The sequence below is a fragment of the Neptunomonas japonica DSM 18939 genome (assembly GCF_000422765.1).
Taxonomy (GTDB): Bacteria; Pseudomonadota; Gammaproteobacteria; order Pseudomonadales; family Balneatricaceae; genus Neptunomonas; species Neptunomonas japonica.
This window is the reverse complement of record NZ_AUGR01000013.1, coordinates 82026-103575: the sequence shown is the minus strand read 5'-3', so window position 1 is coordinate 103575 and position 21550 is coordinate 82026. Positions and strand designations below refer to the sequence as shown.

The window sequence follows — 21550 nt, the reverse complement described above, 5'->3', positions numbered from 1 at the left end:
TGGTTATCCCTTACAGGTCAAAATCATCGAAGTCAGAATCATCGACTTGGTTATCTATTTGGCCCACCAGATAAGAGCTAATCTCTGACTCTTGTGGTGCAACCTGGACGTTATCACTACTTAACCAAGCATTCATCCACGGTAATGGGTTTTGTGCTGCAGGAAACATATCCTCAAATCCTAGCGCACGCATACGCACATTAGTAATGTACTCAACATAGTCACTCAGGATTTTTGCATTTAAACCAATCATTGAACCATCACGGAACAAATAAGAAGACCACTCTTTCTCTTGTTGCGCAGCTTCAGCAAAGATGGCAATAGCCTCATCCTTACACTCAAGAGCAATCTCTTTAAAGTCTGGGTCATCAGCGCCTGACGCTAGAATGTTCAAAATATGCTGGGTGCCAGTCAGATGCAATGCTTCATCACGCGCAATCAATTTAATGATCTTGGCATTACCTTCCATAATGGCACGCTCTGCAAAAGCAAATGAGCAAGCAAAACTGACATAAAAACGAATAGCTTCCAGCACATTGACTGAAACCATTGTTAAATAAAGCTTTTTCTTCAAGTTACGCATACTGACATCATAGGTCTTTCCAGCAATAACATGCTGGCCGGCACCATGAACAGAGAAAACACTTGTCAGTTCTATTAGCTCATCATATAAACGTGTTACCGCTGCTGCACGCTTAACTATCTCTTCATTCGTAACGATCTGATCGAATACTTCAGAAGGCTCAGTAATGATATTCCTAATAATGTGCGTATATGAACGGCTATGGATAGTCTCACTGAAAGCCCAGGTTTCGAACCAAGTTTCTAACTCTGGCAAGGAAACAATCGGCAAAAAAGCAACGTTAGGCGAGCGCCCCTGAACAGAATCCAGTAACGTTTGATATTTAAGATTACTCAAAAATATATGCTGCTCGTGCTCAGGCATGTTCATGAAATCTTTTCGGTCAGTCGACAGATCAACTTCTTCTGGACGCCAGAAAAAAGACAATTGCTTTTCGATCAGCTTTTCAAAAATAGGATATTTTTGCTTGTCGTAGCGCGCCACATTGACGCTTCGACCAAAAAACATCGGTTCAAGGGTTGCGTCGTGAGCACTCGGGTTAAACGTAGAGTAAGACATTCGTTAGTAATCTGCTAATTCATTCCACAGGAGATTCAGCAGTTGCCGGTCGCAAAAACGCCCGACACCTGCCACTCAGAGCTTTATTAAAGCTTATAGCTTGCAGGCACCGCCTTCACAGCCGTCATCATCCTGCTGATCCTTAGCACCGTCACGCGTGTTATGGTAATACAATGTTTTAACACCGTATTTATACGCGGTAAGCAAGTCTTTCAAAAGCTGCTTCATCGGTACTTTATCACCCGGATAGTTACTTGGGTCATAATTAGTGTTCGCCGATATAGATTGATCGACAAACTTTTGCATGATGCCGACTAGCTGTAAATAACCTTCATTGCTAGGGATATCCCAAAGCAGCTCATAGTTATCTTTAAGCTCAGTATAATCAGGCACAACTTGCTTCATGATACCGTCTTTACTCGCCTTCACTGATACATAACCACGTGGAGGCTCAATACCATTAGTGGAGTTTGTGATCTGCGAAGATGTTTCACAAGGCATCAGTGCCGTGAGGGTGCTGTTACGTAAACCAAACTCACGAATATCTTCGCGTAACGTTTCCCAGAAATAATGCAATGGTTCTTCACAGAATTCATCTACTTCTCGCTTATAGGTATCAATAGGTAAAATACCTTTAGCATAAGTAGTCTCTTGGAACTTAAGACAAGGGCCTTTCTCTTTAGCTAACTGATTCGATGCTTTAAGCATGTAATACTGAACAGCTTCAAACGTGCGGTGCACTAAACCATTTGCAGAACCATCAGAGTAGCGAGTTTGGTTCTTAGCCAAGTAGTAAGCAAAGTTTGTTACACCTACGCCGAGCGTACGGCGATTATCTGTTGCATTTTTAGCTGCCCGAATCGGATAATCCTGATAATCCAACAAGTTATCTAAAGCTCTAACAATTAAGTCAGACAGCTCTTCAAGCTCATCAAGATTATCTAAAGCTCCTAAGTTGAATGCTGATAAAGTACACAGGGCAATTTCACCCTCCTCATCATTAATATCATTCATTTCTTTAGTAGGTAGCGCGATTTCCAAACACAGGTTGGACTGCCTTACCGGCGCAACAGCAGGATCAAACGGGCTATGAGTATTACAGTGATCAACATTCTGTATATAGATACGCCCTGTAGAAGCGCGTTCTGACGCTAATAGGCCAAACAGCTCAACGGCCTTAATCGTACTTTTTCTAATAGTTGGGTCCTGCTCATACATTTCATATAAGCGTTCGAACTCACTTTGATCAGCAAAGAAAGCATCATACAAACCTGGCACTTCGTGCGGGCTAAATAGAGTGATGTTTCCGCCTTTAATAAGACGTTGATACATCAATTTGTTCAGCTGTACGCCGTAGTCCAAGTGACGAACTCGGTTCTCTTCCACTCCACGGTTATTTTTCAATACCAACAGAGTTTCTACTTCCAAATGCCAAATTGGGTAAAACAGCGTTGCTGCACCACCTCTTACGCCACCTTGAGAACAAGACTTAACCGCTGTCTGGAAATGCTTATAGAAAGGAATACAGCCCGTATGAAAAGCTTCACCATTACGAATAGGGCTGCCGATGGCACGAATACGCCCTGCATTAATACCAATACCAGCACGCTGAGAAACATACTTAACAATAGAGCTTGCCGTCGCATTAATTGAATCAAGGCTGTCGCCGCACTCAATAAGTACACACGAGCTAAACTGACGTGTTGGCGTACGTACACCTGCCATAATCGGCGTAGGCAAAGATAACTTAAATAAAGAAGTCGCATCATAAAAACGCTGAACATATCCTAAGCGAGTCTCTTTAGGATAAGAAGCAAATAAGCATGCAGCCACCAGCATATAGAGAATCTGAGGGCTTTCATAAATTTCACCAGAAACACGGTTTTGTACTAGGTACTTACCTTCAAGCTGTTTCACTGCCGCGTAACTGAAATTCATATCACGCGAATGATCAATGTAATCATTCAGTTGATTAAGCTCTTCACGGCTGTAATCATCTATCAAATGCCTGTCGTAACGGCCCATTTCGACCATATTAGTCACATGATCAAACAAATTTGGTGCATCAAAACTATCAAAAGCACGCTTGCGCAGGTGGAAAATAGCAAGCCTAGCAGCTAAGTACTGATAATCAGGCGCTGTTTCTGAAATTAAATCAGCTGCAGATTTGATCAATGTCTCATGAATATCAGAAGTTTTGATGCCATCGTAAAATTGTATGTGTGCTTTTAACTCAACTTCAGAAGGTGAAACTTGATCCAAGCCGCTCGCTGCCCAAATAACTACCCTATGAATTTTTTCCAGATCAATTTTTTCACGACGCCCGTCACGTTTAGTGACCATCAAATCTTGCTGCATAAGAGGCTCTTTTGTTCCGACTAAGATAATAATTATTAAATGAAGATTCTGTATGGTTTTTCATGGACCAAAAGTAGTAGAGTCGCAAAAAAGATACTACATCTGGTGCACCAACTGCCAACTGACACTAAATATAGACGTATCCATCTTTATTTCAAGCTTATTTCAGTCTTGATTTTAGTCATCTATTGTGCCGAGTTTTAGCATATAAGACGCAAGTACAGGCACCATGCGGTAGCGCTAAAAATCAAGCCTATAAAAAATAATTTTAAGATAAATTTCAAATATGAAATATTACTTTTAGATGAAAAAAATATGTCATTAAGTCGTATTTAATCGTTTACAAATCCATTTGATCGGTCTATTATTCGCGCCTCGTTGTGGTGAGGTTCCCGAGTGGCTAAAGGGATCAGACTGTAAATCTGACGCGCGAGCTTCGGTGGTTCGAATCCACCCCTCACTACCATTTCTCTATCAAGTTCAAACATGCCTATCTTAAAGTAATCGTTAAAAATCTCTTCATAGCAGTAACGCCCTTACTTACACATATCCAAGTTCTACCCTGCCAGCTTCACCTAATTATTTCTTTATCCAAAAAATCATATTACCCGTCTAATTTTTCTGTAATCAGCTATCTAGATTAAAATTCTATATACCCTTTTACTTTGAAGGGGTATTATCCACAACTCTGCTTGTCTCCATTTAGATACATTAATAATATCTACTTTAGCAGTATCAAAAACACACACTACAAAGCATTTACTTAGCAGGAATAGCTAAACAATAAAGAGCGCTACGCATGGTCAATAGTTTTATTGAAATCACTTGGGCAAATAACATTGCACTGTTACTCGCAATGATCGTGATCTTCAATTATTTGCTAGCCGTTCCCACGGCATCGTCATTGATATCAAAACTTATTGCAGGCTCAGCCTTAAGTGGCATAGCCCTCATTATAATGATGACACCGTGGCACTTCTCAGAAGGTATTATTTTTGACACCCGGTCTATTTTACTCAGTGCAACCGGTTTATTTTTTGGTGCGATCCCAACACTCATCGTATGCATTGTTGCTGCGGTTTATCGTTTTACACTGGGAGGGGCATTTTTCACTGGCATTCTAGTTATTATCACAACGGCATCTATTGGGCTTATATGGAGACATTACAGACATTTATACTTAGATAAGCTGTCGTTTTATGAATTGTTTATTTTTGGGCTAGTAACTCATATAGCAACGCTACTGCTAATGCTGACCCTTCCAAGAGGAGTTGGGTATGAAGTCTTGCAGCAAATAACACTGCCCCTATTAACGATATTTCCGCTAACTACGGCGCTACTGTGTTGCTTCTTTGTCAATAACATAAGACAACACTCTGTATCAGAAAATTTAAAAATAAACGAAGCTAGGTTAGATAGCTTATATCAGCATGCACCTATTGGCCTGTGGGAAGAGGACTGGTCAGAAGCCAAAAAGACTTTTGATACAATTCCAAAAAAATCACTTGTTGAGCTACAAGAGTACTTTGTAAACAACCCTCGTTTATGCAGAGAGCTAGCCACAAAAATTAAAGTAGTGAACGCCAATAAAGCAGCCATACAACAAGCAGCTGCAAATGATATTACAAAGATAGAAGGCCCACTAAGCCCATTTATTAATGACTCTGCGTTAGCAGGTTTTGCACTTGAGTTAGCCGAAATTGCTTCGGGGGAACTGTCTTTTAGCCACCAAAGCTCTTTTGCAGGTGCAAATAAACCCAACAAAACCTTGTCGATAAAAGTCGCTGTACTACCCGAGCACCGAGAAACACTTTCTCACGTTATTATCACTACACTAGATATCACCGCTCAAATAAAATCCGAAGAGTCCATTCGCTTGGCTGAAGGAGTATATGAATACAGCAACGAAGCTGTTCTTATTACTGATGCGACATCGAAGATTATTCATACTAATAGAGCATTCGCTGAGATCACTGGATACTCTTACGAGGAGAGCATAGGTAAGACGCCTTCCATTTTGAGTTCAGGCAAGCACGATAAAGCATTTTATCAACAGATGAGGGATGCATTACTCGAGAGCGGTGTGTGGGAAGGTGAAATTTGGAATAGACGAAAAAATGGTGAGCTTTACCTTGAATGGCTGACAATCAATGCAATGAAAAGCAACAGCGAAGGATTTGTGGATAGGTATATAGGTTTATTCACCGATATTTCACAGAAAAAAGCATCTGAAGAGAAGTTATGGGAACAAGCGAACTTTGATCCCCTCACTGGACTACCTAATCGGAAAATGCTTCGCGACCGCATCGTGGTCGATGTTGCTAACACACTTAAATCTGATAGTAGCTTGGCTCTGTTATATATCAACCTTGATAGGTTTAAAGTTATTAACGACTTACTCAGCCATGAAGCTGGGGACCTTTTAATTTACCAAGCGTCACAACGACTCAATAAAATTATCCGCAACACCGATATGCTCGCGCGTTTAGGGGGAGATGAGTTTGCGATATTGATTAATGACCTCGGCAGCACAAGTGTAATCGAACGTATCGCACAAAAAGTACTAGACAGCCTTAGCTTACCCTTCAATATTAATAATGAAGAGCTATTCATTACCGCATCTATCGGTATTGCTATTTGTCCAGATGATGCAAAAAATGCATCAACACTTATTCAAAATGCCGATCATGCGCTATTTTCTGCAAAACGAAAAGGACGCGGACGCTACCAGTACTTCATACCCTCCATGCAAGAACAGGCAATGGCAAGGTCGATTCTTGAACGTGACCTGCGTGCCGCCATTGAACATGAGCAGTTCGAACTTTATTATCAACCTATCGTCGAGCTAAACACAGGAAAAACGTTTAAAGCAGAAGCGCTGATTCGCTGGCACCATCCATCAAGAGGACTGATTTCTCCTGCTGAATTCATTCCTATTGCTGAAGATAGCGGACTCATTACCCATATTGGCGACTGGATATTTCGTGACGCCGCACGCCAAACATCCCTATGGCAAAACCAATATAATCCGAGCTTTAGTGTCAGTATAAATACATCACCTTTCCAGTTTCACGACCCGACTCATGATGTTTTCTCATGGCTACAGTTTATGGAACAGCTCGGCTTATCCGCTCGCTCAGTCGTTATAGAGATCACTGAATCCATGATGATTGAACCCAGTGACGAAGTTCAGCAGAAAATGCACCTGTTTCGCGAAGCAGGTGTGCAAATAGCACTTGATGATTTTGGGACGGGTTACTCATCTTTATCTTATTTGAAAAATTTTGATGTAGACTTCATTAAAATTGATCAAAGTTTCGTAAGAGGTCTCACTCCCCATTCCGATGATAAAGTACTGTGTGAAGCAATTATCATGATTGCCCACAAATTAGGCATGCAGGTGATAGCCGAAGGGATAGAAACAGAAGAAGAATATAAACTACTAACGAAAGCAGGCTGTGATTATGGGCAAGGATTCTATTTTGACAAGCCTATGCCGAGTCACCAGTTTGAAAAGGTGTTTAGCGAAGCTTAATTTAACATGAACATTAAATACCAATATCTTCTATAATATTTATAACGCTATGATAGCTGTATTGCTTTGAACTATAGTTTTCACCTAGTTTGAAGTGCAGCTCACTAAGCCACTATGGATTGAGGCATCAATGTCCGACGAATCATTAGAAAAAAAATCCACATCTAATTTGGAAAAAATTACTCGTCACATTGACCAGCTCCCGATGTTGCCTGGTGTATTATTCCAGCTAATGAAATTAAACTCGGATGATGATGAGTTCTACGATCACGTCTACGCTCTAGCAAAAACAGACCCACCTTTAGCCACATTCATACTCGGTTACGCTAACTCTGCCGCCTCCTCACCCAACACTCCCATTAACAGCCTACAAACAGCGCTTACACGTGTAGGCTCTCAAACGATTGTTGATCTTATTACCACGCTCTCTGTGTCGAAAGTTTTCGTACCTTCGCTCCCCGAACACAAAGCCATCTGGAAGCACTCGATAGAGACAGCGACAATTGCATCATTTATCACTAAAATTACACACCATCATGAAGTTGATCCTGATTTGGCTTACATGTGCGGATTACTACATGATATCGGTCGTTTCGTTTTGTTCCAGTTTGCGCCAAAAGCCCTCGATGAAACAGACGCTGTCGGGTGGGCAGCACCTGACGAGCTACCTTTAGTAGAACAGAAGATACTAGGTACTTCTCATGCTGAAATTGGCTACATTGCCTGCCAAAAACTACACCTGCCAAATGTTGTATCCAGTGTAGCGAGACACCATCACAACTATAATATTTGTCGTAACAATAAAGCGCCAAAAACCTTTAGAGAACTTGTCCTGATTATACAGTTTGCAGACTTTCTTAGTGTGATGGCTATTAAAGTGCCCGATTGGAAACAGCTAAAGACTAATGAGCTTAAAACATATATTAATAACCACTGCATCATGAAAAGCTGGGGAGATCACAAACTACCTATCGATATGATAGCCGAAGCACTTCCCATGCTTATAGACAAAAGTGACAAGCTCGCTGAAAGCTTAGGGGTTTAACCTAGAAAATCCTATCACTAATCCCCTGCAAACCGTAATTCTAAAGCTTGCTCGAAAATTAAGCAGCTTTTACGTATAATACCGCGCAACTTCTTCACTCATATTTGGTTTTTATCCTATGCGCCTAGCTGATATCGAAGGTCTGATGTTAAACATCGGCATTGTTGTTTTTTCCTGTTTTATATTTTTTATCATCTATGATTTAGCAAAGCGCTCTAATGCCGGCAAATTCGGAACTTTTGTGCTATTTTTTGCATTAGGTTTAGGGCTTGCTGCTTTTATCATTAAAACCATTGCCGTCGAAATGATTGAAGGTAATGTGTAGCAGCCATTCCACTATCATTATTGTTCGGGCTGGCTGGAGAGATCTCACAAATGGAACCAAGCACACTGATTTTTATTGTTGCTATAGCAGTAGCCACTTTTTATATAATCTCACTGTATAACAACTTGGTCCGCCTAAAACACAATGTCTCACAAGCTTGGTCAAATATTGATATTTTACTCAAGCAGCGCCATGACGAACTACCTAAGTTAGTCGATACTTGCCGAGAATATATGCAGTATGAGCAAGAAACACTTAGCCGTGTCATTGCAGCCCGCTCGCAAGTATCTAACGCTCGTGAAAAACAAGATTTAAAAGGACTTGGCCAAGCAGAGTCGCAGCTTCGATTAGGGCTAGGTAACTTATTTGCACTGGCTGAAGATTACCCAGAGCTTAAAGCGAACGAATCATTTCAACACCTTCAAAACAGAATATCGGGTATAGAAAACTCAATTGCTGACCGTCGTGAGTTCTATAATGCATCAGTGAATATTTACAATGTTCGCATTGAGCAATTTCCAGATGTACTCATAGCCAAACAAATGAACTTTATATCTCGAGACCTACTTGAGTTCAAAGAAGCTGAGTTAACCGACGTAAATATTGGGCAACTGTTTAAAAGCCATTAATTTAGTACCCCTAAATGAATATAGATACAGCTTTTGTTTTCTTCATATTAGTTGCGGCTATTGTAGTGACTCTTTGGAAAGGCTTTGCACTTCTCAAACGCTACCGTTTAATTACAGGCACCCCTACTTCTAAAATACGCTCGGCACACCAAGGTTATGTTGAAGTGATTGGGCATATTATTGAAGGAGAATGCGGCCCGCTAACCGCCCCACTTTCAGGAAGGAAGTGTGTTTGGTACAGCTATAATATTTCGCGCCTTAAAAGTAGCGGCAAAACCAAGAGTTGGCATATTGAAGATAGCGGAAAATCAGATGCTTGGTTCCAGATAAACGACAATACAGCAATAGGACTAGTAGACCCAGCAGGAGCTATCGTTCGTACTGACAACAAACGAACATGGTATGGCGACACGCCTCACCCTAATCAATCAATGAATCAAACATCAGGCTTTGACTTAAGTGCCCTTTTCACAAAAGACCTAGGCGGGTCTCGTTATAGATACCAAGAAACCTTATTATTCACCCATGAACAAATCTATGCTTTGGGGCAGTTTCAGAGCGTTGGTGGCGGACGACATTTACCTCCCATAAAGAAACTATCTGGAGAGGTCGTTCGAGAGTGGAAACAATCCTATGATGATTTGTTGCAGCGCTTTGATAGCAACAGTGATCAAAAGCTTGATATGCAAGAATGGAGTAATGTTCAAAAAGCAGCCCACCAAGAAGCAAGTAAGCGACGTAGAGCGATGGAAGCAGCTCCCACTATGCATGTGCTTTCCTGTCCTAGTGAAAAAGAGCACCCCTATTTACTTTCAACACTCGACGAAGAAAAATTGGCCACACGTTATGGCTGGTATAGCGTAGGAGCACTTCTCTTATTAATCGGTGAAAGTTATTTACTCTTCCACTTACTCGCTTTCTAACACTCAACGCTCAGCAAGTTTTTCAGCACTCACATGCATTAATTCATTATGCTTCAAATCTAATTCAAACGCCTTACCGAAACCCGCTATATAACGCGCCTCCTCGGCTGTCAGTTTGAACAAAACAAAGTCAGGTAAAGTTCTTAATAACGCCATAGTTTTTCCTAACTCAACTTCCATTTGGTCGAGAATACTGCCTGTTGTATCAGGTGCTAGCGCTTCTACAGACACACTGGCAGTACAGCGTTCGCGCGCGAATATATTTCGACAGTCTGCTTCATCTTTGATGATCATTATGCTGGCATTAGGAACATCTGTTAGATGCTGCGTATGGCTTGCCAGCTGACTCACAAAGATAAAAAAATGCTCACTTTGTCGAATAAATGGCGCATAACTCAGATGCGGCATACCACTTTTATCGATAGTGGCTAGCTGTAATGAGCTACATGACTGCAATAATGCTAGGCAAGCCTCTAAATATTCACTCGTTTGTACATTCATAAAAGCACTCATTTATAAACTGTAGGCAATGGCGTGCATTATTTTATCAAAGCTTCACGTATAATGCCGGTTTTAAGCTTTTGTCAGGTTATAAATCATGGAACAGAAAGTCGTTCAAGTAGGCGCCCTAGAAATCTCGAATGATAAACCAATGGTTTTATTCGGTGGTATGAATGTACTGGAATCAAGGGACCTTGCACTGCGTATTGCAGAGCACTATGTAACCGTTACTGATAAGTTAAACATCCCTTATGTCTTTAAAGCCTCTTTTGATAAGGCAAACCGCTCTTCACTCACCTCTTTTCGTGGACCAGGCTTAGATGAAGGGTTAAAAATTCTTGAAGAGATTAAGAACACATTTAATGTTCCACTGATTACTGACGTACACGAGCCTGACCAAGCAGCGGCAGCGGCACAGGTATGCGATATTATCCAGTTACCTGCTTTCCTTTCACGCCAGACTGATCTTGTCCAAGCAATGGCTGAAACAGGTGCTGTTATTAACATTAAAAAAGCGCAGTTCTTAGCACCTCACGAAATGAAGCATATTTTGCACAAATGCCGTGAAGCGGGTAATGACCGTCTCATTCTTTGTGAACGAGGAAGCACTTTCGGTTACAACAACTTAGTTGTTGATATGCTTGGTTTCTCTATTATGAAAGAGTTTGGTTACCCCATTATGTTTGATGCAACACATGCATTGCAGGTTCCTGGTGGTCGTTCAGACTCTGCAGATGGGCGAAGAGGGCTCGTAGCACAGTTATCACGTGCTGGAATATCTCAAGGGATAGCAGGACTATTCTTAGAAGCTCATCCGAATCCAGCAGAAGCGAAATGCGACGGCCCTTGTGCACTACCCTTGGATAAACTAGAACCTTACCTCGCTCAATTGAAAGCAGTTGATGATCTAGTTAAGAACTTTGAACCTTTACAAACCGATTAGATAAACCGCTGATTCTACTTAAAAGTTTGTCCATTCTTGTCTATTATAAATAACGGATATATAGGCAGGAATGGGCAATGGAAAAGCAACAACAATCACGTGCGCTGAATGATGGTCAGGTCATTGGCCCTGAACATCACAAATTTAAGTTAAAAGGATCGGCAACAGCGCACCCTCTAGGGCAATTTTGGCAAGCTGAAGATATCAGCACACCCAGCCCTACACCCGTTTCGATTATTGTTATTGCCCCAGAACTAACCAGGCACAAAGGCTTGCTTGCTGCCTTTAAACAGCAAATTATCCAGGCCAAGAACCTACACCATAAGCATATTGTTTCAATTTACGGTTATTTTGTTGAGCGTGGTGGAATTTTATTTTTTGCCTGTGAGGCATTAGATGGACTCACACTAGACACTCTTATAAAAACAAAAAAAGTGACAAAGCTAAAAGCCAACCATTTACGCGGCTTACTCCTACAAACAGCTGTTGCAGTGGATATATTTACCAGCAAAGTCCGTCAACCCCACGGTGCTTTAGCTCCAGATTTAATCTATATTAATCGTCAGGGCGGTGTGAAGTTATTACCTATAAGCCCACGCACTCTTTTACAAGAAACCAGTTTCACGTTACAGCCGGCTTTTCAGTTTCCAGCCTATCAGTCTCCCGAAGCCTTTCACGCTAATCTATTACCTACAGCTGCCGACGTTTACTCTATGGGTTGCATAGCGTATGCCGCACTATCAGGTACTGCGCCCTTCTCACTAACAGATGATGAAGAGCTACATGTTCGCAAGGAACTAAAACACCCATCTAAGACCAGTAAAGATCAGTGGGCAGAACTCCAACAAGCATTATCCACTGACCCTGAAGAGCGCCAAACTAATGCTATAACGCTAATCCAAGCACTTTTTAAAGAGCAAGAAGAAAAAGAAACTAACTCACTCAACAGCGCTACAGCACATCAAGGTGACGACGAAACAATCGAATACAACCCAAACATTACAGATGCAAAGCGCCCTTCCAAATTTACTATTCGATTGCTTTTATGGGCCAGCTTATTTACCGCCGGTGTTCTCGTTGGTTTTACGGCAAGCCTTTATTTAGCACAAGAGCAGCAAGCAGCCACTAATAACCATGTGGCCGCGTGGAAAGAACAAGCTCAAATCTGGAAAACGTCCGCTGATAATCATGAACAAACCATTCAACGACTAAAAAAGAAACTCGAAGAGCAACCTGAAATATCAACACTCGCTGCAACAACGTCAGCAAAGAACACCGCCGCGGTATTACCTCGTGAAGAGGCCAAGCTAGAAGAGAACTTTGGTGTATTTCAAGATGCTCTAGAGAATGGCTCATATGGCCCACAAATGATTAGCTTACCAGCAGGCACATTCCAACTGGGCGACCTTAACCAGCAAGGTGATGATAACGAAAAGCCGATTCAAACCATTACACTTATCCACCCTTTTGCTCTTTCTCGCTTTGAAGTGACCTTTGCCCAATACGATCATTTTGCCAAGATTACTGGGAGAGAGCTTCCTAACGATGAAGGCTGGGGAAGAGACTCACAACCGGTCATAAACGTCTCTTGGCAAGATGCGACGGCCTATGCCGCATGGCTTAGTGCTGAAACAGGAGAAAAGTACCGCCTTCCATCAGAAGCTGAGTGGGAGTACGCCGCACGCAGTGGTTCGCAATCTGCTTTTTGGTGGGGTAATGAATTATCCCCGCAACGTGCAGTTTGTGACGAGTGCGGCTCGTTATGGGATGGTAAACACCCAGCGCCTATAGGATCACTTGCGGCAAATCCTTGGGGCTTCCATGACTTAAACGGTAATGTGGATGAATGGGTTCAAGACTGCTATTCAGATACCTACCTAGGCCACCCATCAGACGGCTCCGCTCGAACACAGGCTAGCTGTAACTTTCGCTCTATGCGCGGCGGCTCATGGTTTGACATTAGTAGGGTTATTCGTTCTGCCAGCCGCTACCGACATCCACCCAACGCTTCAAGAAACACCTGGGGTTTTAGGGTTGCTGTAGATTTAAAGTAAGATAGTAAAGATTAATTATCTTACTTATTTCAATCATATCTCTGTCATGTGAGCTCCGTAGAATGCGCAAGTTAACTTGCCTTTCTACGGAGAAAAACATGCCAGCTCATTTATTTCGAAAGTCTCTTCTTGCACTAACCATTGCAGCAACGACCTCCGTTGCGCAAGCAGAGTCCTTCAATCGCATCGCCAGTTTTAATACCACAAAAAACCTTCCTGCATCTGTAGATACTCAACAAGAGACATCTCCTGAAATAATTGCCGCCAGTAAAGACGGAAACACGCTGATCTATTCTGATAGCCCTTTTGGTGCGATTGGTTTTATCGATATTAGTGATGCTCGAGAACCCAAAGCGTTAGGTATCGTTAAAACCGCTGGTGAGCCAACGTCCGTGGCCGTCGGTGATAATTATGTATTAGCGGCTGTAAATACATCAGAAAGTTTTCTTAAGCCAAGCGGTTATTTAGCGGCTATTCAACTTAATAATCAATCAATAACAAACCGTTGCGAGTTGGGAGGGCAACCTGATTCAATTGCCATCTCCAAAGACGGTAAATTTGCTGCCATTGCTATTGAAAACGAACGTGACGAAGACTTAAAAGACGGCATCTTGCCACAACTACCTGCGGGATGGCTGGCTATTGTAGAACTCAAGAAAGGCATCCCTAAGTGTAACAGTCTCAAGAAAGTAGAAATGACTGGCCTTGCTAATACAGGTGCTGATGACCCTGAACCTGAGTTTGTCGACTTTAACGACAACAACGAAATAGTAGTCACATTACAAGAAAACAACCATTTAGTTATTGTTTCTGCTGAGACAGGAAACATACTTAACCACTTCTCTGCAGGAAGTGTTGATCTGCAGAATATAGACACAGAAAAAGATAAGACTTTAAATTTTAGCGGCACCCAAACAAGACTTCGCGAACCTGATACAGTTAAATGGCTTGATAATGATCGTTTCGTCACTGCAAATGAAGGCGACTACAAAGGTGGGTCTCGTAGCTTTACCATTTTCCATAAAGATGGTCGTGTTCTTTATGAATCAGGAAGCTCATTTGAAGAGCAGGTCATCATGGCAGGCCACTACCCAGATAAGCGTTCAGGGAAAAAAGGTAACGAACCCGAAGGAATCGCCATCGGCCAGTATGGTGAAAACAGATACATTTTTGTGCTATCAGAAAGAGCATCCGTTATTGGTGTCTACCTAGATACAGGGGATGAGCCAAAATTCCAACAATTACTGCCCTCTGGTATTGGCCCTGAATCTGCCGTAACTATTCCAGCTCGCAACTTACTCGTGAGCGCAAATGAAAAAGACCTAATCGAAGATAAAGGCCCTCGAGCACACGTGATGATCTATGATTTGTCGGCAACAGAACCTGTTTACCCACAAATCACATCGGATTCAAGCAATAAATCAAACAGCTCACTCATTGGTTGGGGCGCATTGTCTGGTTTAGCGGCCCACCCATCCAAGGAAGGCAACCTATACGCTGTGAATGATAGCTTTTATGCGAACCAGCCAACAGTGTTTAGCATCGATGCAAAGCAAAAACCTGCCATTATAACTCATGCATTACCCGTTACTCGCAAGGGCAAGCCCGCCAAAAACCTCGACCTTGAAGGTATCACAAGCGACGGTAAAGATGGCTTCTGGCTAGCATCAGAGGGAAAGACTAAAAAAGAAATTCCTCACGCGATTTACCATATCAATTCTTTGGGCGAGATAGACCAAACAATCAATTTTCCGGACAATTTACTAAAACATGAGAGACGTTTTGGCGCAGAAGGCATCACTTTAATAGATGATACGCTCTGGATTGCTATTCAACGCCCTTGGAAAGATGACGCCAACAATCGAGTAAAATTATTAGCCTATAACCTAACAACAGCATCTTGGGGCGCGGTGCATTATCCATTAGATAAGGCAACACAAGGCTGGGTAGGCTTATCAGAAATCACTTATTATAATAACTCGGTTTATATCATCGAACGCGATAATCAATTAGGTGATAACGCCTCAATCAAGCGTTTATACAAGGTAAGTCAAGACGAGCTTAAACCAGTATCTATAGGTAATACTTTACCTGTGGTCAGCAAAACCTTGGTACGAGACTTCTTACCTGACTTAAAATCTCTAAATGGATATGTACAGGATAAAATCGAAGGCTTCAGTATTGATTCAAACGGTCACGGGTTTGCTGTAACCGATAATGATGGAGTCGATGATAGTTCAGGTGAAACCCTCTTCTTCAACATTGGAAAAATGTATCCTTGAATGTAAAACCTAATATCTAACCGTTAATAATCTATCGCTTCAAACAAATTATAGCTTCCACATTAGTAGCCACAAGTAGGTTGGTTGTGGCTACTTTTTTCTCCCCAGCTACAAATAACCTTTCCATGGTACTGTTGTGATAATAGCTGTTCTGGTCAGAGCCCTACTAACCACACACAATACCCAAAAAAAATGCACAAAAAAGCCAGGTTAAACCTGGCCCAAAATACTAGCGCGCTAAACACTTGAAGGGGACATTCAGCACGCTATCATTCGTTATTAGAATTTCAAACGCATACCCGCTAAGTAACCAATTTCAACATCATCTTCATCAGTGTCTGCAATTTCAGCAAAAACACTAACATTTTTCTGAGATGGGAACTTATACGTTACGTTAGCGTACCACTCAGTAACGTCATCACCTGCTTCAGGATTAATGCTGAGCATACCGACAGCAACTTTAGTTGTTTTAGCAACAGGAACAACTGCAGCCAAGTTATATTGGTCAGCAACATCCTCTGTTGTACTAAAATCAGCAGCTAACTTAGCAACACCAAAATCATATGCAGCGCTCACACCCCAAGTATCCTTAGAGTCTGAAGTAGGCGTTGCTTCCATAGTCTGATAAGCAGCAGCTAGCTCTACACCAGAAACCTCAGTAGATACAAACAAGTCAAATGACTGTCCATTTTCACTGCTTTCACCTTCAGCTTCTATTTCATATGAAGCTGCAATGTAAACATTATCCAAAGACGCATTCACACGAATAGTGTCATCACCATCAGTGCCTTGCTCTTCAAAACGATCGGCTTCTGATCTGAGTTCATAAGCAGCTTCAACACCAAATTCATCCGTAGCAAAATTTTGCTTACCGACTGATACCGCAACTTTACCAAAATCTAAACCGATATAAGCTTCTTCAAGATCACTACCATCCTGCTTATCTTCAGCAGCATTCTTAAAACCAAAATCTAGCTGACCAAACGCTTTCAACCCATTATTCAAGTCATAGACTACAGAGTTTTTAAGCTCAAGGTCGTCAAACTCTACATCCAAATTCTGGTCATCACCTACATCTTGGCGTAATTGTACCTGGAAATCCCCCTTCAGTTTATAGGTGAGTCCCTTGCCTTCATAAATTGTCGCAGCATTAGCAGAACCTGTTGCTATTGCCGCAATAGATGCAGCTAAAATCAGCTTTTTCATTTCTTTCTCCAGAGTAATATATAATAGTTTTAAATTTATTGACGAAATAAGGCTTACTTCCTTCAGACGAAAGAAATAAGAATTTTTATATAACAATTATTTAAATTGCAGTGGAGTTATTCCTTAGTCCACGCAATAAAGTCAGCTTTAACTTTTGGGCTTGCATTCAAGTACCAATACTTAAGCATTCTCCCAGAAAGATTAGGATCATTTAAAATAGGATTGGTATTTATAACAGAGGATCTCCTAATAGAAATCTCTTCATGTTTTTCAGAATAAACTTCAGATGAAAAATTCAACTCATTATATTCACGCAATTCACTTTCATAATCTCGGCTTAACTGAAAGCCCTCTTTAATTAACTCATCAACGCGTACATCTTTTACAACGTTATTAGAATCAAGCATTATCCATTTAGGGTTTTCTTTGAATTCAACAAAGTCTTTTCTGTTCTTTATAGTTGGTAAAACCAGCCTAAAACGTTCAGAAATAGCTTCAAATACAATAATATAAGTCCCTAAACTTTCTAAGTCTGACTCACTAGATGATGTCTTAATTTCAGCAGAAAACTCAACAAGGATTTGGTTAACACCATCCTTTAAGGAAATATCATTTTTATTATCCAGCCAACTAGCATCTGCCAATTCTTTACCATTTACAGCTAATAAATTTATATCATCATCTAGTTTCAAATAAACATCTGCAAAAGAATAAGAGCTAAATAAAAACACTAAAAAGGTAGCAATAGTGCTGACAATTTTCATATATATCCTCATAAATAAAACAAGCAACGTATATTCATACATGCTGCAACTAATTCAACTACTTTAATGCTAATTTATTACAATCACATTTCATGATTATTAAAGATAAAATAAAATAAAAAGATACAATAGATAAGAAATAAACCAACTATTACCCTTTAAGGGCCCATCAAACACTCCTCCAATCATGGAGGTTATTTCATGCTGAAGACTTAACCGTATGCTCCCTAAGAAATGGCTGAAATTCCATCCGCTCCAGCCATTTATCAGCTACCGATTACTTCATGTTGGCAAGGAATGTCTGGCCTTTAAGATTGGGGTTATCCATTGCCATTAGTAATGCTGTGTCATCGAACACATCAGTAATTGACTTATCGGCACCCGCCGCCAGTAAGAACTCAATCGTTGCACTATCTTTGCTCAACAGTGCCGCGTGCATCAATGCGGTGGTATCTTCACCGTCTTTGGCGTTGATATCTACACCAGCGTCAAGAATTTTTTGTAGCACAAAGACCGGCTGATTACCCTTAACAGCATAGGTTAAAGCCGTGCCACCTTTAGCATCTTTGGCCGCTAAGTCCGCGCCCTTTTCGATCAAACGCTCAATCACAGGAACGAATTCTTCCTCACGTAACATCGCTGCTAGCAGCGGGCTAACACCTTTTTGATTAACAGCTGTAACGTTGGCGCCCGCATCTAATAATGCTTCTACTACGCTTACCTCTTTAAAGCCAAACGCTAGGATGAGCGGCGTGTTACCACTGTTATCTTCAGCGTTAACATCGAAGTCGCGGCTCATCAAGGCATCGTAACCTTCTGCTTCCTCTTCGCGGCTGGCCATCAACATATGCAGTGCATTTTGGCCACGATCATTAGTAATTTTTAGATCGAAACCTTGATCTTCTAAAAATGCTAAACGCTCTTCCGAGGTTCCATCGTCTGATACTGTCAACAGCACCCCCGAATAACCGTAGTTATCTGTAACTTCTGGATCTTCACTCATCTTGTAGAACTTCTCTAGCATTTCTACATTGTCGTTTTTGGTTAACGCACGCATAAATAAATCGCGCCCCTCACCATCGATGTAGCCGGCGTCATAACCTTTGCCCTCAAGCAATTCATACATTTTTAAAGCGCGCTTGTTATAGGCGAAAGCTCCTAACGGGGTGATACCTAAGCGGCTTTGCTGATCAAAGTCTAAACCTATCTCTTCAAAGTATTCGACTATCCCCGGACGGAACTTCTTATTTTTAGACAACCAGTACTGCGGTGTCTCCCCCATGTAGTCTTTAACTTGATAGTCGGCACCGAACTCGGCAAACAGCTTGATCAGTTCCAAATCGCCATAGCGCGCTGCGTACAATTCTGCATACACACCTTTGCCCCCTTCTGGGCGGTAGGGAACACCTTGCTCAAGCAACCAGCGCATTACCTCGATAGAAGCACTGCCACGCAGTGCGTAGTGTAGTCCTTGACGGCCGATTTTTTGCTTTTCAAGTAAGCTGTATCCCTCAGCCATTTTGCTTTGCACATCTTGCACAGTTGCTTCTTTCCAAAACTTTTTAGTCAGGAAAGGGTTTTTAGCGTGGGCGCTAGTAGCTAGTAGCCCCGCAACCGCTATAGTGGAAATTAAGGTTCCAAGTTTCATTTGCTGGGTCCTCTATTAGTAAATGTCTTCAAGGTAACGCCCGCACGAACGCAGCTCATTGAGGCTGAGCCCTATGTTGGCTGAGATAATATCAATTTCTTGGGCGACAGCGCTGGCCATACGGGATGAACCGCACACCATCACTGTTGCGCCCTGATGTAAAAGTTGCGCTATAACATCTTCTGCAGCACGCAGTTTATCTTGCACGTAGGCACAGTCTTGATGACGTGAAAAAGCAGGATGAAAGCCACTCAATCTGCCATCACTGCACCACTGCATTATGGCATCACGATAATAAAAATCGTGATCAGCATGGCGCAGCCCAAAAAACAGCTCCATTGGTTGTTTGCTGTTTTTGCGAATCATACCGGCAAAAGGCGCTATCCCCGTGCCTGCTCCAATCATGATAGTCGGCGCACTGCGTGCAGGTCTAAAATCCGGGTTGTGTTCCACATAGGCATCGATGCGCTGCCCTAGTTCCAACCCAAGTAAATAGTTAGAACACACTCCACTTTCAACACTGGCTACGCAAAGCTCGGCCATCGCCTCCCCCTTAGACGAAGCCAAAGAATAAAGCCTGGCCACTGGGTCTTGTGGCGGTACTACACCGAGTAAATCTCCCGCTTGAAAGCCCGGCAAGCGACGCTTTTCCGGTGCTTTAAAACGCAGTATTGCCGAAGCAGTGCCGTCATAGCCGGTAAAGTCTTCACGCTCTACCAATACCAAATGACGGGTGCGCGGTCGCGGTGGGGTATAATCTAACAGTAGCTGGTGCAAGCCTATTGCAACACCGAGCTGATGCCCCCACCCGGTAAACGACTGTGCTGAGCGCCGATTGACATCGGCCATTTTCAATAAGCACTGCCTGCCTGACGCTTGCAGTGCATGCTGACAGGCAATAGCAAACGCACAATAGGCAGGAAACGCCTTATCACCAAAACCGAGTACTGCGAACTGCTTGGCGCCTTGGTAGCCCGGTAATCGATCTATGAACTGGCTCGCACCCAAAGGCGCAGTACCATCGCCGTATGTTGCTACGAGTACCAATAGAGTTGCATCATCCGGCATTTGATAGGTTTGGTTCATAGCACCTAAATGCACCGCTTTTCCCGCATCTCTCAGGCGCTGCGCTAAATGCAGTCCAAACCCCCAAGTCGTCCCTGTTTCCGAGCCAACGAGTATCACTACTTGTGCTTTTTCAGGCGCAACAGTACCGCGCAGTTTAGGGTGTCGACGGCGCAGCCAAATCAACACCCCTGTAAAGGTAAAAAATGGTACCGATAGAGAGACCAAGCCCGCTATAGCCCCCCATACAGAAGCTCCCTGCCCTGTGTGTAGCAATGTAAAAAGATCTAGGGAACGACTCATAAACGGAGCACTAGCTTGACTCAAAACAGCCCCGGATTGACGATCAATAAAGCTCAACTGACCGTCTTGGCGCAATACGTAAACATCCCACCAATCCGACCAAATCGGAAAGTTTAGCTCGCTTAAATCGCTCAGTTTAATACTTGAAAATACCGCCAGCTCATCCGCCGGAACTGGTTCTGCTTCTATCAGAGTTTCAGGATAACTAGGCCCATCATCCACCCCAGAGGGTAGTAAGCCATTCGACACCAACGACATCCAAGTGCCTGACACTAAAGTAACCAGCAAGGGAATCAGTAACAGGCGACCTAGCCAGCTATGCCACTTATCTACCCCGCGCCCTTTTACAGGCCGCAACAAATGAGAGAAACCTCCGAGACGCCGCGCTAACAAAAAAGCCCCACTTATAACTAGCCCAAGCATGATAATCACTGCAACTAAAGTGATAGGTCGTCCTGTGGGCCCAAGCGCCAAGTTGCGATGTAAGTTATTGACTAAACCCATAACCGGCCGCGGTCTATCTTTGCGCGCCAAACGCCCGTTACGCGGATTGAACGGCACCTCCCGTGAGCCCGCTGCATCGGCTCCGCGCAGTAGCACTCTGCCCGAAAAATCAACGCGGATCCGGTCGATCTCAAAGTAAGGATTTTTGCGCGCAGACAACTTCAAAACGTCAGCCACAGTAAAGCCTTCAAGATCATGCACATTGCGATCAAAACGCTGCAATATAGGATCAACCGATAAAATAGAACCGGTCACTGACAGAAAAACTAATAGCAGCCCCAGTACTACTCCTTGCCAGCGGTGTACTTGTCTCCACATTGTTAT

Annotated in this window: 15 protein-coding genes and 1 tRNA gene; 9 read left to right on the top strand and 7 right to left on the bottom strand. The window is 42.5% G+C overall.

Features of this window, described 5'->3' with window-relative positions:
* Window positions 1-10 precede the first annotated feature (10 nt).
* On the bottom strand, window positions 11-1141 hold the full coding sequence (nrdB, locus tag G511_RS0109150; protein WP_028469366.1) for a class Ia ribonucleoside-diphosphate reductase subunit beta: 1131 nt from the start codon (window positions 1139-1141) through the stop codon (window positions 11-13).
* A 93-nt stretch (window positions 1142-1234) separates the two neighbouring features.
* Window positions 1235-3499: a class 1a ribonucleoside-diphosphate reductase subunit alpha gene (gene nrdA, locus G511_RS0109145; protein WP_028469365.1), complete on the bottom strand. Its 2265-nt coding sequence runs from the start codon at window positions 3497-3499 to the stop codon at window positions 1235-1237.
* Window positions 3500-3881: 382 nt separating this feature from the next.
* Here nrdA and G511_RS0109140 point away from each other — a divergent pair.
* From G511_RS0109140 to G511_RS0109115, 6 genes are all read left to right on the top strand, one after another.
* Window positions 3882-3965, top strand: a tRNA-Tyr gene (locus tag G511_RS0109140).
* A 333-nt stretch (window positions 3966-4298) separates the two neighbouring features.
* Window positions 4299-7034, top strand: coding sequence for an EAL domain-containing protein (locus G511_RS23815; protein WP_051221794.1), 2736 nt, complete (start codon window positions 4299-4301; stop codon window positions 7032-7034).
* A 130-nt stretch (window positions 7035-7164) separates the two neighbouring features.
* The gene (locus tag G511_RS0109130) at window positions 7165-8079 is read left to right on the top strand and encodes an HDOD domain-containing protein (protein WP_028469364.1); all 915 of its coding nucleotides are present in this window, start codon (window positions 7165-7167) and stop codon (window positions 8077-8079) included.
* A gap of 118 nt (window positions 8080-8197) precedes the next feature.
* Window positions 8198-8404, top strand: coding sequence for a DUF2788 domain-containing protein (locus tag G511_RS0109125; protein WP_028469363.1), 207 nt, complete (start codon window positions 8198-8200; stop codon window positions 8402-8404).
* Between the two features lie 50 nt (window positions 8405-8454).
* The gene (locus tag G511_RS0109120) at window positions 8455-9033 is read left to right on the top strand and encodes a LemA family protein (protein WP_028469362.1); all 579 of its coding nucleotides are present in this window, start codon (window positions 8455-8457) and stop codon (window positions 9031-9033) included.
* Window positions 9034-9047: 14 nt separating this feature from the next.
* A complete protein-coding gene (locus tag G511_RS0109115; RefSeq protein ID WP_028469361.1) occupies window positions 9048-9956 on the top strand; it encodes a hypothetical protein in 909 nt (302 codons plus the stop codon).
* A 3-nt stretch (window positions 9957-9959) separates the two neighbouring features.
* On the opposite strand, the gene G511_RS0109110 is transcribed toward G511_RS0109115, so the two are convergent.
* Window positions 9960-10457, bottom strand: coding sequence for a HugZ family pyridoxamine 5'-phosphate oxidase (locus tag G511_RS0109110; RefSeq protein WP_051221792.1), 498 nt, complete (start codon window positions 10455-10457; stop codon window positions 9960-9962).
* 97 nt (window positions 10458-10554) lie between these two features.
* Between G511_RS0109110 and kdsA the strand changes: the two genes are divergently transcribed.
* From kdsA to G511_RS0109095, 3 genes are all read left to right on the top strand, one after another.
* On the top strand, window positions 10555-11400 hold the full coding sequence (kdsA, locus tag G511_RS0109105; RefSeq protein ID WP_028469359.1) for a 3-deoxy-8-phosphooctulonate synthase: 846 nt from the start codon (window positions 10555-10557) through the stop codon (window positions 11398-11400).
* A gap of 77 nt (window positions 11401-11477) precedes the next feature.
* Complete coding sequence (locus G511_RS23810) at window positions 11478-13454, top strand: SUMF1/EgtB/PvdO family nonheme iron enzyme (protein WP_051221790.1); 1977 nt, start codon at window positions 11478-11480, stop codon at window positions 13452-13454.
* A 98-nt stretch (window positions 13455-13552) separates the two neighbouring features.
* The gene (locus G511_RS0109095) at window positions 13553-15736 is read left to right on the top strand and encodes an esterase-like activity of phytase family protein (RefSeq protein ID WP_028469358.1); all 2184 of its coding nucleotides are present in this window, start codon (window positions 13553-13555) and stop codon (window positions 15734-15736) included.
* 279 nt (window positions 15737-16015) lie between these two features.
* Here the strand turns inward: G511_RS0109095 and G511_RS0109090 are convergent, their stop codons facing one another.
* The 4 genes from G511_RS0109090 to G511_RS0109075 all read right to left on the bottom strand — a co-directional run bounded on the left by G511_RS0109090 (window position 16016) and on the right by G511_RS0109075 (window position 21544).
* On the bottom strand, window positions 16016-16942 hold the full coding sequence (locus G511_RS0109090) for a porin (RefSeq protein WP_028469357.1): 927 nt from the start codon (window positions 16940-16942) through the stop codon (window positions 16016-16018).
* A gap of 116 nt (window positions 16943-17058) precedes the next feature.
* Window positions 17059-17706: a YccT family protein gene (locus G511_RS0109085; protein ID WP_028469356.1), complete on the bottom strand. Its 648-nt coding sequence runs from the start codon at window positions 17704-17706 to the stop codon at window positions 17059-17061.
* A gap of 277 nt (window positions 17707-17983) precedes the next feature.
* Window positions 17984-19354, bottom strand: coding sequence for an ankyrin repeat domain-containing protein (locus G511_RS0109080; RefSeq protein ID WP_028469355.1), 1371 nt, complete (start codon window positions 19352-19354; stop codon window positions 17984-17986).
* A 15-nt stretch (window positions 19355-19369) separates the two neighbouring features.
* Window positions 19370-21544, bottom strand: a complete 2175-nt coding sequence (locus G511_RS0109075; RefSeq protein ID WP_028469354.1) for a PepSY domain-containing protein — start codon at window positions 21542-21544, stop codon at window positions 19370-19372.
* Window positions 21545-21550: the final 6 nt, after the last annotated feature.